11 protein-coding genes are annotated in these 14498 nt (G+C 48.2%); 7 read left to right on the top strand and 4 right to left on the bottom strand.

What is annotated here, in order from left to right; genetic code table 11:
- Nucleotides 1–91 precede the first annotated feature (91 nt).
- The 5 genes from ACO0LK_RS10340 (at nucleotide 92) to ACO0LK_RS10320 (ending at nucleotide 8289) form a co-directional block, all read left to right on the top strand.
- Nucleotides 92–874: a substrate-binding periplasmic protein gene (locus tag ACO0LK_RS10340; RefSeq protein ID WP_422974725.1), complete on the top strand. Its 783-nt coding sequence runs from the start codon at nucleotides 92–94 to the stop codon at nucleotides 872–874.
- A 226-nt stretch (nucleotides 875–1100) separates the two neighbouring features.
- Nucleotides 1101–2006: a hypothetical protein gene (locus ACO0LK_RS10335; protein WP_422974723.1), complete on the top strand. Its 906-nt coding sequence runs from the start codon at nucleotides 1101–1103 to the stop codon at nucleotides 2004–2006.
- A 213-nt stretch (nucleotides 2007–2219) separates the two neighbouring features.
- Nucleotides 2220–3446, top strand: coding sequence for a hypothetical protein (locus ACO0LK_RS10330; protein ID WP_422974721.1), 1227 nt, complete (start codon nucleotides 2220–2222; stop codon nucleotides 3444–3446).
- Nucleotides 3443–5404, top strand: coding sequence for a hypothetical protein (locus ACO0LK_RS10325; RefSeq protein ID WP_422974719.1), 1962 nt, complete (start codon nucleotides 3443–3445; stop codon nucleotides 5402–5404). The genes ACO0LK_RS10330 and ACO0LK_RS10325 overlap by 4 nt, the downstream gene beginning before the upstream one ends.
- On the top strand, nucleotides 5404–8289 hold the full coding sequence (locus tag ACO0LK_RS10320) for an SNF2-related protein (protein ID WP_422974717.1): 2886 nt from the start codon (nucleotides 5404–5406) through the stop codon (nucleotides 8287–8289). The genes ACO0LK_RS10325 and ACO0LK_RS10320 overlap by 1 nt, the downstream gene beginning before the upstream one ends.
- A 293-nt stretch (nucleotides 8290–8582) precedes the next feature.
- Here the strand turns inward: ACO0LK_RS10320 and ACO0LK_RS10315 are convergent, their stop codons facing one another.
- Both ACO0LK_RS10315 and ACO0LK_RS10310 read right to left on the bottom strand, forming a co-directional pair.
- A complete protein-coding gene (locus ACO0LK_RS10315; protein WP_422974715.1) occupies nucleotides 8583–10712 on the bottom strand; it encodes a hypothetical protein in 2130 nt (709 codons plus the stop codon).
- A gap of 33 nt (nucleotides 10713–10745) precedes the next feature.
- Nucleotides 10746–12254, bottom strand: coding sequence for a hypothetical protein (locus ACO0LK_RS10310; RefSeq protein WP_422974713.1), 1509 nt, complete (start codon nucleotides 12252–12254; stop codon nucleotides 10746–10748).
- Nucleotides 12255–12270: 16 nt separating this feature from the next.
- On the opposite strand from ACO0LK_RS10310, the gene ACO0LK_RS10305 reads away from it, so the two are divergent.
- Together ACO0LK_RS10305 and ACO0LK_RS10300 are read left to right on the top strand one after the other, a co-directional pair.
- Nucleotides 12271–12546 (top strand): hypothetical protein, encoded by a 276-nt coding sequence (locus ACO0LK_RS10305; protein WP_422974711.1) that lies wholly within the window; start codon nucleotides 12271–12273, stop codon nucleotides 12544–12546.
- Nucleotides 12547–12926: 380 nt separating this feature from the next.
- Nucleotides 12927–13109 carry a hypothetical protein gene (locus ACO0LK_RS10300; RefSeq protein ID WP_422974709.1) on the top strand — a complete coding sequence of 61 codons (183 nt, stop codon included), beginning with the start codon at nucleotides 12927–12929 and terminating at the stop codon, nucleotides 13107–13109.
- Between the two features lie 43 nt (nucleotides 13110–13152).
- Here the strand turns inward: ACO0LK_RS10300 and ACO0LK_RS10295 are convergent, their stop codons facing one another.
- Complete coding sequence (locus tag ACO0LK_RS10295) at nucleotides 13153–13368, bottom strand: VF530 family DNA-binding protein (RefSeq protein WP_422974707.1); 216 nt, start codon at nucleotides 13366–13368, stop codon at nucleotides 13153–13155.
- A gap of 149 nt (nucleotides 13369–13517) precedes the next feature.
- Complete coding sequence (locus ACO0LK_RS10290; protein WP_422974705.1) at nucleotides 13518–14498, bottom strand: Gfo/Idh/MocA family oxidoreductase; 981 nt, start codon at nucleotides 14496–14498, stop codon at nucleotides 13518–13520.

The raw sequence follows: 14498 nt of genomic DNA, 5'->3' as shown, positions 1-14498 counted from the left end.
CCATCCCGGTAGTACAATGCAAAAAAGACTGCCGCAGGCAAGCCGTTTTTGCACTGCGCCATCCAGCGTCAGGACAAACTGGGGAGACCACGTGCATCGCCTAGCCGATTTCGCCCGGGAAGGATTACTTCTGCTGCTGGCAGCCCTCATCCTGTGTACCCCTTCCCCGGCCAGCGCACAAAGCATCTTGCGCACCGCAGCACAAGAAGCATCCGAACCCAAATTCATCGCCAAACAAGACGGCGGCAAAACCAGCGTAGGAGGTTTTTGCGTAGACGTATTTCGCGCCATCGAAGCGATAGAGCCTGGACTTAAATTCGTGGGCGACCAAAACTGGCTGCCGCTGGCCCGCGTCTATGGCGGACCAGACGATGTCGTCTGCGGTTTGCTGTACACCAAAGAACGCGCCCTCAAATACGACTATATCAGTCCCGCCTTATTCTCCGTCAATTACCTGCTGGTCGTGCGGGCCGATGATGACGTCAAAGTCAATGACTGGGACGACATCCGCAAGCTGGGCAATGACGGCATCATTCTGTCCATGCACAATTTTGCCATCAGCGATATCCTGCGCGGCATGGGTGGCCTACAGGTCGATTCAACCGCAGTCTCATCCAAATCGAATCTGAATAAACTGCTGGCCAACCGTGGCCGTTTTTATTGCCATCGCTCACCCGGCATCGTCACCGAAATCCGCAAGGCTGGCCTGGAAGGCAAGGTCAAGCTGCTGCCCAAGGTCATGCTCAAAGAACAGTTCTACATGCTGGTATCCAAAACCGTGGCTGCCGACGATGCAAAAAAACTGCGCGCCGCCATCGTCCAGTTGGACAACCAGGGCGTGCTGGCGAAACTGTTCGAGAAATATCTGGATTAGCTCTCCCCTTGTGTAAAGAGCTTCCATTGACATGTCAACACATGACCCCGCATGTAAAAAGTAGTTTATTTCACGCTGACAACAGCGAAAAAAGCCAATTTCCCCGGAAAAATATCTGGCACGCAATTTGATATACCAAGAAGACAACAGCCGTATTTTGCCCGTGCCCATGCACAGGACGGCCAGGCGCAAAGACTTCTTCAACCATCACATAGCGAGGATAAGAATGGACAGCCTAATGGAAAGAGAACTGGAAAGCACCGTGCAAAGCATGCATGGCAACGGCAGCTTCATCGCAGGTTCAGTACGCCTGCTGGACTACGACACCACCAACAACAATGTATTGATACGCGGCAGCGCATGCTTCGGCACACCAGGCTTTGGCATCGCAGAGTTAACTCAGGCTATCGCACAAGACGCTAATTTTGCGGCGGCAAAGGCCGCCGGCATCAGCCTCTCCAGCAACCCTGTGGTCATCGATTTTTGTCTGATCGGCTTTGCGTCAGACACAAAAGATCAAGGCATCGTCGATACCGAAATGACCTGGTTCACCAATACCCCGCCAACCTTGAATGGCGAATCCGGCCCCTACCCTGTCTACATCCCATCAAGCAATACAGCCAACCCGGGCATGATGGTGTACTGGCCCATCCTGGCAATAGGCGGCATAGCGCCCACCCAGGCCGGTGAAGCCTGGCCAGTATCACCTGCCAGCTCCATCGGTGCCGACCAGACCGACTTTAATTTCACCGGCCTGATCTGCGCCATCCACCACGCCCTGACCAGCAATGTGGCAGCGCTGCCCAATGCCCCAGCCAGCCTGACCAGCATCAGCAACGCCATCATCTACATCCATTGCGATTCCGGCGTCAACCGCACCGGCGCCGCTGCCGTCGGTTACCTGATGAGCTATGGCAGCCAGGTCAGCACCCTGTCCCTGCCCAGCGCACCTGCCGCCCCCTATACCGTGGCACAGGCACAAACCGCCGCCAATCTCGCCCCACCCAGCAACGACACCAGCCCCCCTGGCGGCAGCGACATCCCCGTCGCCTGCGCCTACTGCAACCTGCTCAGCACCGGCATCGTCGACGCTACGCTGGTGGAAGAATGTGTGCCTTTGAGTTTTTCTTGAACTGACTGCTTACGAAAATCTGATAAAAACTGATTAAAAACAACCTATAAGAACATGACTGTTGTCTAATTCATGTCAGGGCATAAAGTCATATCGGTATGACTCACACAACCGCATCACACCGGTTGAGTTATCAGTTATTTCATCAACCTCAAAACTCCAGCACCTCGCGACATCGATTGGTGGAGTTTTACATTTTAAAGAGATGTACCAATGTTCTATGTAATAACTGAGTCAGACAAAGATTTGCTGCGTCCTGTCAGTGGCCGGGATCCGCTTGGCATTCTTCCTATATGGCAGTATCGCGCAAGAGACCTGGTGCCGCACTTAACGGGCGCCAGCAGGCATCTGAATGGGTTTCATATATTGCTTGCAGCACTTGCATGGTGGCCTGACTTTGCCAAAACTTACAATCAGCCCGTCAAAAATTTGACGACATATTTTATTTTGGTAGAACAGGCATTTGCCAGGGCTTGCACGTTGAATGCGACACCTTGGCATCTGCCTGGCAGTCGGCGGTTAGCACGAAGCAGCGCCCTTATCATCGGGTTAAAACCTGAACATCATCTTTTAGGCGGGCAACTGCAAAACGGTGTATGGGGAATTTACCGCAACGCAGCGGAGAGTGCCGGCCTTATTAATAAAAATAGTGCTGTGGATTCTCATATTATTGAAGGTATCAAAGATCAATCGAAGGTGATCAAACGACTATTTGATTACCTCATCAGGGAAATCAAACACCAGTCCACCGAAGGAGTACAGATTGCCGAGCGATCTAGCCACCAAGTAGTTTATGGATTGTCTGAAATTATTAAACATAATCCGTTCGCGAAATTAATCCATCAACCCTTTCTGGCACCAAAAGACCCTGCCGCTACATCTGCCATTGTGACGCTGATGCGGCAACACGCATCCGCCCCATTCTTGCCTGAGTCATTTCTTGAACAAGCAAAAGACTCTGTTCCTGAACTGACCAAGGTCTGTCAAGGCATCATTGATTGCGAGCGCTTTATTGCAGCGATTGAATCTATATTTGACTGGTTGTGCAGTATGGAGTCAACAAGTCCTGAAGACGCAGGAAACAAGCTGCCAGTTAATTTGGAGGCCTTGCATCTGGCCCGTAAAAAATTCGATGATTCAGGAACTTTTCCGCCAACCAGCCTTGCATACAAACGAAAAATACTGCTTGATGAGTTGAATTTTTCAAGCAAGCGGACATTGATAGAGAGCGTCATCAACATGCATGAAAATGTATGTAAATTACGTAATACCAAACCGTGGATATCGATTAAAGAAAACGGGAAATTCGACATCATAGTGCCACGGTATCAACCAACAGAAAATCAATTGCACCCAATGACTGCATGGCGAAATTATTATTATCTGGATTCACTTTTTAATCTAGTGGGCCAGTTTGCTGGCGCAGGAGTAAAGAAATGAAGCCGGGTTCAAAATACACCATAAGAAGCCGTCTGCTTGAGGTATGCGCGCTTTTTGATTCAATTGATGTGGCACTATTTAGCACGTTTAATTTTAATGGCGATTTTTTTGAAGAAAATGTACTGCCCGCGTTATTTGGTATGGATAACGACGATAGCAGACCGGTCCGATCGCGCGAAGTGCACAAAGCCCTGACCAAAACTTCTGTCGGTGTGATTTATGACCCTTCCGTGGCTAAACACAGTGGCAAGGCATATCGCTACACCCACTATCCGGTGTTTATTCCCGGTAGCTTGTTTCATGCGAAAAATATATTCATCATAGGTAAAAGAAAAAAAACCGATACTAATTCCAGTGAAGAAAGCTGGATCTACGTCGCAACCTTGTCTGGAAACCTAAGCCTGTCTGGTTGGGGCGAAAACTGCGAGGTCATGGCGGACACCTGGATTCATTCAAAAAATGAACAGCCCTGGTCTGCAATGGATCAGTATTTAGGCTGGCTGAATCAACAGTTTTCTATCAAGAAAAGCGCTCATAATCCTTTGGCAGCGGCCATCAGGCTAATGAATGAAACTATAAGAGAAAGAAGATCATTAGTCGATCCCGAAGGCACGTCCTGGAAAGATAAGAATCATCTCCGGCTTTATTTCTCTCCCTTACATGACTCGTTTTGGGATTTTGCCTTTGATGACGTGAAGGAAATTAACACGATTGAAGTTGCCTCTCCTTATTGGGGCAGCGTCAATGAATGCGTCAATTTATTGGAGCAAAAAGCCAGTTTTTCAGACGATGTAAAAATTTCCCTGGTGATGGATTACCTGCCACTAAGTTCCCCCAAGAAAACTGGATTGGGAATAGGCGACAAAGATGCGTTAGCAAAAACGTGGTCTGGCAATGTTGCGTTTGAACTTTGGAAGCATGAAACCGGAAGGTTTCATCACCTGAAACTTTACCGTTTTGGCACAGATAAAGGTGTCATCAGCGCAGTCGGTTCGTGCAACTTTTCCCGGCCTGGTCTTTTTTGGAATCTGGGGAAAAAGGATGGTAAGAAAATTTCTGGAAATGTTGAGTCCATGATGCTTGACATGCATGAAGGAATTGACTGGCCGACCCGACCAGCTAGCGACATTGATTTTTCCGAAGAGAACACATCGGACGATGCGCCCAAGCCTTTGCCTTACTATGTTGTCGTCTTTTATGACTGGAAATCCGGCGAGTATAGCTGGTCATTAACCGGGAATCCTGGTGCGCAAAGTATCAGATTAAAATTATCAGATTTCGACATCATGATTGATGAAGCCCATAGAGAAGGCAAAAAATCCGGAAAACTAGATAAATCGCAATATACATTTTCTTCAGGTGACGGCGATGAAATGAGTGGCTTTGTTATTGAATTGAACCTTGAAGATTCAACGAGGGAATATATAACACCACTGGCCACAGACCTGATTTTGCAATCCTGGTTGCAGGGGACAGTCAATGAGCCTATGCCTGGAGAAAAAGGTGATGCCGACGGTGATGGCGAGAGCGACAATGATCCCTTAGACGAAAATTTAGTTTTGAAGGACGATAAAGAGCAATCACTATTTTTTGATTTTTATGATTTCTACCGGGCGATTGCCGGTATTGAAAAGAAACTCGCTACCAGTTCTGGCGATGGAGAAATTCTTGAATTATTGCTGTCGCGTTCAGATAGTGTTAAAGCGCTTGGCTCTGCCATGACCAAATCTGCTCATAGCACATCAGTAAAATATCTGGTATTGAACGAATGCATTCGTTTGATGAAAAATTCCAAGGAAAAAAAACTGCATTCCTTTATTAAAAAATTTCAGAAAAATATTGATGAATATCGATTGATGGTAATGCATGACATGGAAAATGAATTAAGCAAGGGTACACCCATTGACGTTTCAGAACTTTTGAGCTGGTATGAAAAACAGTTCAGGAGCGCTGCATAATGGTTACACTGGTCACCGTCGACGATGTTAAAACACTGCTTGATTTCTCAGGGAAGAGCGACTTTCAGCCCAGTGAGGCGATGGTTATTCTACAAACAGAAGGAGTTGCAGCACTTTGTAATATCTTGAAGAAGAAAAAAGTAGCCTATCTGGCAGACGAGGTTGGTCTGGGTAAAACAATGCAGGCTCTTGGCGTTATCGCCCTATTCAAAAAAAATAACCCAAAGGCAAAAATTCTGGTTATTAGCCCAAGAGAGATTGTGCAGCAGGGATGGGCAAACGAGTTTTTGAATTTCAAAAAAAATATCTACCAGGGAAATCCAGATTATCTTCCGGATTCTTTCGATAGAAAAGACAATCTTTACGAATGGCTGCAAAGCGACTTATCTGAAAATAGCATTCCCTTGTTGCGCCATACCAGCTTTACTCGCCCTGCTTTTTTCACCGGTGACCATTTGCAGGAAGCGTGGCACCAACTTCGTACACACTGGCATGAAATTCCAGGCATGCATTTACCTGGCAAGGTACCTACGGTCATTAACGATGATTACAGCCATTACTTGAATATGGCTGTCGCCAAAGCGATCGACGAAAAGTTAAGCAAGGATCAAATTGTTTTTGATCTGGTCGTTGTTGACGAAGCCCAGTGCTTGAGAAATCCTGATAATCAAACAAACAAAATATTTCATACTTTATTGAAAGACAGAGTAAAAAATTGGCTATTCCTGAGCGCAACACCCGCCCATTCAGGAATCGATAACCTGAAAACAGTATTGAATCACTACACGTCTCGTGAAATACTTCCTGACGGACTTTTTGAAGCCAGCGACAATTATTCAAAGTTGTTGAAAAAATTGTCGGAATATATGATCCGGCGCCCCAGAACATATCATGTCGATGAAAAAATTTATCATAAATCCGATTATCGTCAGGACGATAAAAAATCACTTGCTATTACCTGCGATACTGCCTTGTCGACCCTGACAATTGCTTTGGTTCAAAAGAAGCTGGTTGAAGTGCTCTCAAGTGTTGAAAACAGTAACCAGGGCGGGCGTTTCAAAGCTGGCTACATGGCCTCATTTGAATCATTGGATGATTCTGTTCCACAAGGAAAAGTTGAAAAATCCAGAGACAGAACAACTGATGGCGATGCATCTGTCGCTGATTTTTATTCTGAAAAAGACCATCGCAACCAAGCCGATGATGCGCCGGATACAGGCTTTATTGCTAAACTTTCTGCGGATTTCAAGAAGTATTTTGGAAACAGGCATCTGCCACATCCCAAAATTGATAAGGTGGCAGAGGAAATATCTGTTAATGCTTTTGGCTCCGAAAAAACCAAGAATCATGGTGGCAAAAAAACACTGGTTTTTTGCCGAAGGGTTAGTTCGGTATATTCTCTTCGCGACAGAATCATGTCCAGTTATCTCTCCGGGATTGAACAACGCTGCAAGCGCGTATGGAGTGTGGAACTTAACTGGGACATAGGATTCGACGGCCCATTTAATGCTGGCGACGATGACACCGACATGGGGACAGGAGACGATCACGACCTGGGCAACGGCATTATTGAAGAAATCAAAAATGAAAAAGTTAAAAACAAGTTCCGCCTTGCCGGCCAGGTAAAGGGTTGGCTGCACCGATTCAGGTCCACCTTCGAAGATGGTGGTAAACATGCCATGTTCTTTGAAGAAAACTGGTTCTTGCGATTATGCCTCGAAGGAAATGTCACTTTTGAGCAGGCATATGCAAAAATCCCCCCGGAGATATGGCAGGATGCGCTTGTTTTTGCTACCAAAAACCAGAAGCGCTATAAGCGCAGGATGCACAGGTACATCGTTTGGCATTGCCTGAATCAATCTGCGAATGAAGTATTTGGGTTGGATACAGACACCGCGTCATTTTGGAAGAAGGTCTTATCAAATATATTTTCGGAAGAAATTACCAGCTCTCTTAATAATCAAAGCCCGCATTTGGAAAAGGGCTTTTCTGACAAATCAATTCTCGATTTCAGTTCATTCTGGTCTTCCATAGACAATTTCGCTGAGCGTTTTGGCATCGCGCTGCCGGGCAGTATTGGTGTCAGAGATGAAAATTTAATTTATGAAAGACAAGTCTTAAAAACAGTTCTGTATCGCTATCTGCTGTTATCTGATGCAGTGATTGATTTGTATTTTGCAGATAAAACAGGTAATTCACGTCTGATGGATGAAAAGTTTGTCAACTGGTTCAAGAGTGACGACATAGATGCCATCAGATTAAGAGAAATTTTTACGGAATGGATAGAAAACCGTGCCCTTATATTCCGTAGCGCATTTGCTGAACATGCGGAACTGAATGTATTGGCTGGCAAAGAAAGTTTTGAATATCTGTATGCGATGGAGCCGGTGATGGCAATTACAGGAGGTGGCGGAGATCGTAGACGGCTGGTTCGGCAATTTAATATGCCTGGCTTGCCATACGTAGTGGTTGGCACCGACACGTTGCGTGAAGGCGTCAATTTACATTTGTTCTGTGATCGTGTCATGCATTTTGGTGTTGCCTGGACCTCGGGCGATCTTGAGCAAAGAGTTGGCAGAGTTGATCGTTACTTTAGCTTCATCGAAAGACGACTGAAAAAGAAGCCTGCCCATCCTGAGGGAAAGAAAATTGAACTATCCATTCTTTACCCTTACCTTATCGAGACGCTGGAAAAACGCCAAATTGATGTCGTCATGGCCAGGAAGGCGGCCAACGAGAAACTGATGGATTCTCCCTTGGCAGGAATGAACAAGGAAGATCAACAGATTTCAATCGATGAATATATGCCACAAAATACGAATGAATCCATGTCCGCAAATACAGACTGGTTTTCAGTGGCTAAACATTTACATGTCATCAGGTGAATTTTTTCTGCTGACACCACAACGAAAAGATATGTCTTTTCATCGTTTGAGCTCGCGTGCATCGCAATCGAGTTGGCTGACATGCGCCGCACACTTGGTAGCTTGATTTTTCAAAAATTACATCCAGGTATACGGTCAAATAAAAATCCATATTGATGTGACAAGAAATTAATTCCATGAAAAAGCTCTTCGGATGGCCATTTTATGAAGGCCATCCGAAATTTACAGGCTGTATTTACGCTTATACCGTGGCGTATTTTTTGTTTTTTCGCCTGGAGATAACAAACCCTGCCTTACTTCGGCGTCTTGTTGGCAAACCACTTCAGGACAACCTGCGTGCGCTGTATCGACAAATCCCGGATTACCGGCATATGCAAGGCGTCGTCCATCGGTTTTGCAAGCACCACGCTGATGGGTTCGGCGTATTGAACCACGGTCGCATAGTCATCCAGCTTAAAACGGCCCATGATGGGATACAGCTTGGCATACTGCGGCAAAATGCTTTGGATGCAATTATCCCAGGTCGGATTTTCTGGGAAGGTCTGCTGGCTAAACAGCAGGATACTGATCAAATCGTCCTGGTGCTGGGTATAGCTTTTTGCGATCGTTGGATCGGCAAAGTTGTAGCGCACAAAGTAAATTTGCCCATCGACATTTTGACTGGCGCGCGGAAAACCAGGATCAGTGCCGACGATTTTCAATTCGACCATGCCTTGCTCATTGGTCAGTACAGGTGCAGTGTTGAAGGACAAGGCATTTTGCGGTATCGCGATGTTTTTCAATCCAGAGGTACCGCCAGTGCCCATGGTGTTGCTGGTGTAGGCCACCGAATCCTCTGGCGACATCAGGCTTGCCTGGAGACTGACATTGGCCGCAGGTTGACCAAACCGGGTGGCATATAAGCGAACCAGCGCGGTTTCGCCGTTGGGCTGGTCTGGACTTGTGGGAATGCCGGGGTTCATCCTGAAAACAAACTGATCGGCACGCAAATTATAGCCATTGATATTTTCTGCCAGCCAGATACTTGGCCCTAAGGATTTTTTGCCAATCAGCCCCAGAGGCATAGTCAGCACTTTCTGTTCCGCCTGTTGCACAGTCAGGCCAGGTGGCAACAAGGCTGGATCGACATTCACCGTCAGTATGCCACCGCTGACTGTCATCAGTTCTGCCATCTGGGCCGGGTCGTTAGGTAAAGCAGCGATGGGAACTGCGTTGCTCAAGCTAATGCCTGCCCCTTGGCGTTGATCAAAATAGACCAAAAACAGTTCGCCTAAGGCATACAAAGCAACCCCAAAACCCTGTGCTGGATCGTTATAACCGGGCTTGTCGGTGACGAGCGAATTGCCCAGATTAACGGTGATCAATACTTCGTTGCTGCCATCGCTTTTGTTGATCTTCTGCGTGCAGAACGGGGCAAAATTGCATTGGACATTGCTATTCGGCACCGTAAGCGGTGCCATCATGCGTGATGGCGTGTAAAACACCGGGGTCGCCGTAGGCAGCGGCCCTATCGTGCCCGTTAACAAGCCGGTTGGAAACAGAGTGTTGATGTTAGGCGGCGGCACTGGCGACGGTGGCGGTGCCAGTGTAGTTGCCAGAATAGTGGCGCGATAAGTATCTGCATCGGCCTGCCCCAGCAAAATAGTGAGCCGATTATTCACATACGATTCAGTCGGCACCGAACCCAGGTTAGCCGGCACGCCCTTACTATCGAGGTTCATGTAGTATTTGGTCATGGGCAGTAATTTGGCAGTGATACTGGCGGGTACGCCTTTTTCTACCAATGCCAGCAGGGTATTTGCATTGAACAGATAAATCACTGGCGCGTTATTATGCGCGTTCACCACAAAATTGACGCTCAATTGTTGCGGCGATTGTTGCTGGAGCAGACTGAGAAATTTAGACTGCGGTTTCGCTGTCGTCGTCCAGCTCAAGTTGGTCAGACTTGATTGATATACCCCGCAACCACTGCCCGAGCTTCGAGGGCCGTTGATTGCCTGGGCCCACACTGCGTTATATGAACCAGCGACATAATCACCACGGACAAAATCACTGATCGATGCCGGGTTGGCAGTAGTGCCCGCTACTTGCAGACTCAACCCCCATATTTCGCTGGTATTTTGCTGATCCGGGTCGAGATCAACCAGTTTCGGTGCTGCCATCGTATACACGGCATTGACTGGTTGCCCTATCACCGGATCAACAGCAGGGTCTGTGGTTTCGTCGCCGGGGCCATAGACTACCTTGGTGACAAGGCAGCTTTGAAAATCAAAAATACCGGTGCCGTTTGGGTTCCAGTAAAGCTGCAACTTTGCTACTTCATTATTCGCATCGGTATAGTTGTCCGGTGTATTGTTCACCGTGCTTGGATCAGCCAAAAAGCCACCGCTAAAGTGCAATCTTGGATAGGTCAAATAGCTCATGCCAATTCCTCTCAATATCGTTGAACGCGGTTTTTATTTTGTAGGGCCACCGTTGGCGGCGCACATAGGGGTGCTAGGTAGCACGCCGGTGCTGCAACCTTTGGTTTTCAGATTCAGTAAATTGAAAATATGGGAAAGCCCCGCTGGCGGTAACTGAACTTTTACTGCGTCAGCCAGTGCCTGGCCTTTGTTCTTGCCATCCAGATTGTGGCAACTAAAGCAGTTGTAGGGATTTTGAATATTCGAGACGCCATTTTGCACATAGGTTTCCATGCTGTTGTTAGCACCCGATAAAGACCCGACCTGCACCTGCACCGAAGGCGGCAAGGTACCCTTGGCTGTCCATACATTGCCGACCAGTGAATAATTGGCCCACAGTTTATTTGCGTCGCCCGCAGGCAGTGCGGTCAGCATGGCTTTCACAGATACATCCAAGGCCTGCAAATTGGCGGTGGTGGGTTGTATGACAAACTTTTGGGTATCCGGGTCACAAATATAGCCAGGCGGCGGGGTGGAGCCACAAGTCAGATTATTGGGCATGGTACCTAGCGTCGGGTCACCCCAGGGGTGCATGGTGCACACCTGAGTGGCTTTGCCTTCGGCATAATGATTGGTGGTGCAACTGCTGCCGGTGCAGTTGGGATTATAAAAAGTCCAGTTTCCGCCCAGTGGAGGTGGGGCCGAGGTATTGGAACAATATGGCGCGTTATTGCGATGTTCAAAGGTCCCCCAGATAAACTCTGGGTGGGACGGCGTCTTGCTCACAATGTGCATGCCTACCAGCCCCAGACTCACATTCTCCATACAGGTTTTACCGGGTGCCTGAACCGAGCCTTTCGTGGTAAAGAAGGTGTTGCCTGCCACTTCGTCGGGCGTCAAAATCTTCCATGAGGTTTTCAATTCCATCGCGCCGGTAGGAAACGCCAGATTCGGGTACAGGTTTGGAATATCCACCACCTTGTAACCAACCGGATCAACCAGATCGGGCGCCAGGCTTAAACTACACTGCGCCTCTTGCAAGCCGCAACCGGTGATAAAGTCATACGCTGGTTTATTGACCGATACGCCATAAAATACCCGGTTCAGCGATTTGTCGATTAATGCCTGCCCGACTCCAGCCTGCAAGGTCAGATTGGAAAACACATAGCTCTGTTTTATGGTGGATGGGCCTTTGCAATACGTCGGTTTGGGTGTCTTTCCCCATGGGGTTGGGGTCTTGCCCGGATCAACAAAAATGCCATAGCTAGGCATAAAGGTTTCAAATTGCCGGACCTTGCTGCCCGCCGCTACCGGTTGCACCAGATACAGCAGGGTCTGCCACATATACTGCTGAAAACTGCAGTTATCGGTATTTTGCACATCGCCCGGCAAAGACGGGTTGCTGACCCATGTGGAACTGGCGTTGCAGACTACGGGACTGGGTAACGGGTTCTGTTGTGCCTGCGCATTTGAGGGAAGTGCCGTAATAATACCCATGACAGCAATTGCAATGGCAGCAGCCGCGCTAATCGAGAAACGGCGCTGCGGGATGATTTTTTTCATAAACATTCCTTTCTTTATGATCAAGAAGCTTCTTGGCACTTCTGACGCAGAACGACCGTGTGTAAAACTGAAACTTATTTCATCAACAGAGATATTTGAGCAAAGTGAGCAAAGTAAGCAAAGTGAACAACATAAGCAAAACGACCAAGCGCTGGACATGACTTCGCAAGTTAATGCTGAGACGCGAATCCCGGCAATACGGCATCTGATTGGACTCAACGAGAAAGCCCGGAGATTAACAATTTATTATGCAAATATACCACTATTTATATTTATTCAATTGATTTTTTAAAAACAATTTTTTGCCACGATTTGCATGTATTCTTGCGTGGACGGGACAATGAACATATTGAACATATAAACTGCTTAATAATGCCGAGAATAAAATTTGAAAAATCTTGTTCAGTTCATCACGAACCGCTGAAGCAGGATATTGTCTTGATCTTGTATGGACTGTTTCGGTATTCGTCGGAATATCACGACGCCCATAGAACGCTATTTCCCAACTCAAGGTTTTACATGCTAGGTGGATGTAGGCGCGGTGAGGTCTACTCGACAGAGACGACGTATTGCGAGACATGCCGCACACAACATCGACTATGGTGCGAAAAGAATGATGTAGATTTTGGGTTGCCGCTCACGGAAATTGAGAAGGAAGCATATATCCGCCGCATGTCCGGTAACCCGGATTTTTCTGGTACCGTGCCAGAAGATGTTAATGACCTCATCGCGCAAGGTAAAACTGCCGCTGCAATCAAGTCATTGAAGATGGCCAATCCCAAAGTAGAGATTCAAGAATTGCGCTGTTATACGAGGTACTTACAGAACATGCATCACCTTCAGAAAAGCGGCTGACCGGGCAAGACTTCAAGCCTGCCGGGATTCAGGCGTTTTTCTCTCACTGCATATTCAAAAACAACTCCTCCACCCTCGCCCGTGCCCATGGAGTTTTGCGTAAAAACTTCAGGCTGGATTTGATGCTGGGGTCGCTGGTGAAGCAGTTGATGTCTATGAGCTGGCCCATTTTGTCCCAGCCATAATGGGCGACGAGTTGTTCCAGGATTTTTTCCAGGGTGATGCCATTCAGGGTGCGGGGTGGGTGTTGTTCGTTCATTGCTATATTCCTTGGTGATGCCGGATGATAGCAGGCCGGGGCCTGATTCGTACATACGTACCACAGCCCCCTACACTACCATGACCCGCTTTCATGCCGTGCCGACATCACCGTACCTGGACATGTCTGTCACCTGTGCCTGCTAAAGCTTACACCTTCCCTATCGCCGGTTGTAGCGCATACAGGACCTGTTCCCACACACTAGCCAGCGCCAGAAGGTATTCCGGCTGTTGATGTGCAGGCGGTTGATGTGCTGCTTGCGCTTGCCCGTTGATAGTCGCCACCATTTGATTAATCACTGCGCGATTGGCCTGGTCGCGTTGTTGTTGCAGCGCATTGGCATCGATCTGGTTCATATCGACGGGCAGGTAATTGCGCCATTGCGGTATGGGCATGGATACAGGGGACGGGAACCACAATACTGGGCCGTTACTTTCTGCCAGTAGCAGGTTGCCATGGGCAAAGGTGGCGCTACAGCGGTGATTTAGCAAGGTGGCAGTGCCATCATCGGCGGCGGAGGCGAAGTTTTGGCACAGCAAAGAAATATGTAATGTAGGGCTGACCAGCAGCAGGCTGGCAAACATGGGGGGACTGTCGCCCGTTGCAGGTGGTGGTATGACTTGTATGTCTGCCAGTGAGCCAAGCGCACGGCCCACCAGATCGAGACCGGAATACAAGGTTCTGAGGTTGGCTGCCAGATCAAAATGCAGAGGCGGCCCCATGTGCTGTGCAACAGCCAGCCCCTGATAAAAAGCCTGAGGTGCCAGCAGGTCAGCGAAATGGGCATTGACCTGGAACAGGCGACCATGTTCTTGCGCCACGGCAAGCGCTTTGCGCATTTGCTCTGGGCCGATGGGATGCTCACAAATGACGTGTATGCCTTTGGCCAGCAGCGCCAGGCTTAACTGGTTGCCGGTTTCGCCAGGTACGGCAACGCAGGCCATGTCGATACTGCCATCCGGGATGCTGGCCATGTCCGTATAGTGCGGGACTTGCGTCTGTCGGGCGTAAGCAAGTGACCTTGCGCTGCCAGTCGATAGTATGCCTGCCAGCCGGACACTGTCCTGACTTGCTGCAAGGGCGCGGATATAGGTCGCGCCGTAGTTGCTGCCACATACCAATACTCTCAT

Origin of the sequence: Undibacterium sp. Ji49W, from assembly GCF_049340205.1 — a bacterium.
Taxonomy (GTDB): domain Bacteria; phylum Pseudomonadota; class Gammaproteobacteria; order Burkholderiales; family Burkholderiaceae_D; genus Undibacterium.
The sequence above is the reverse complement of the archived record's forward strand: the minus strand, read 5'-3'. Positions and strand labels throughout refer to the sequence as shown.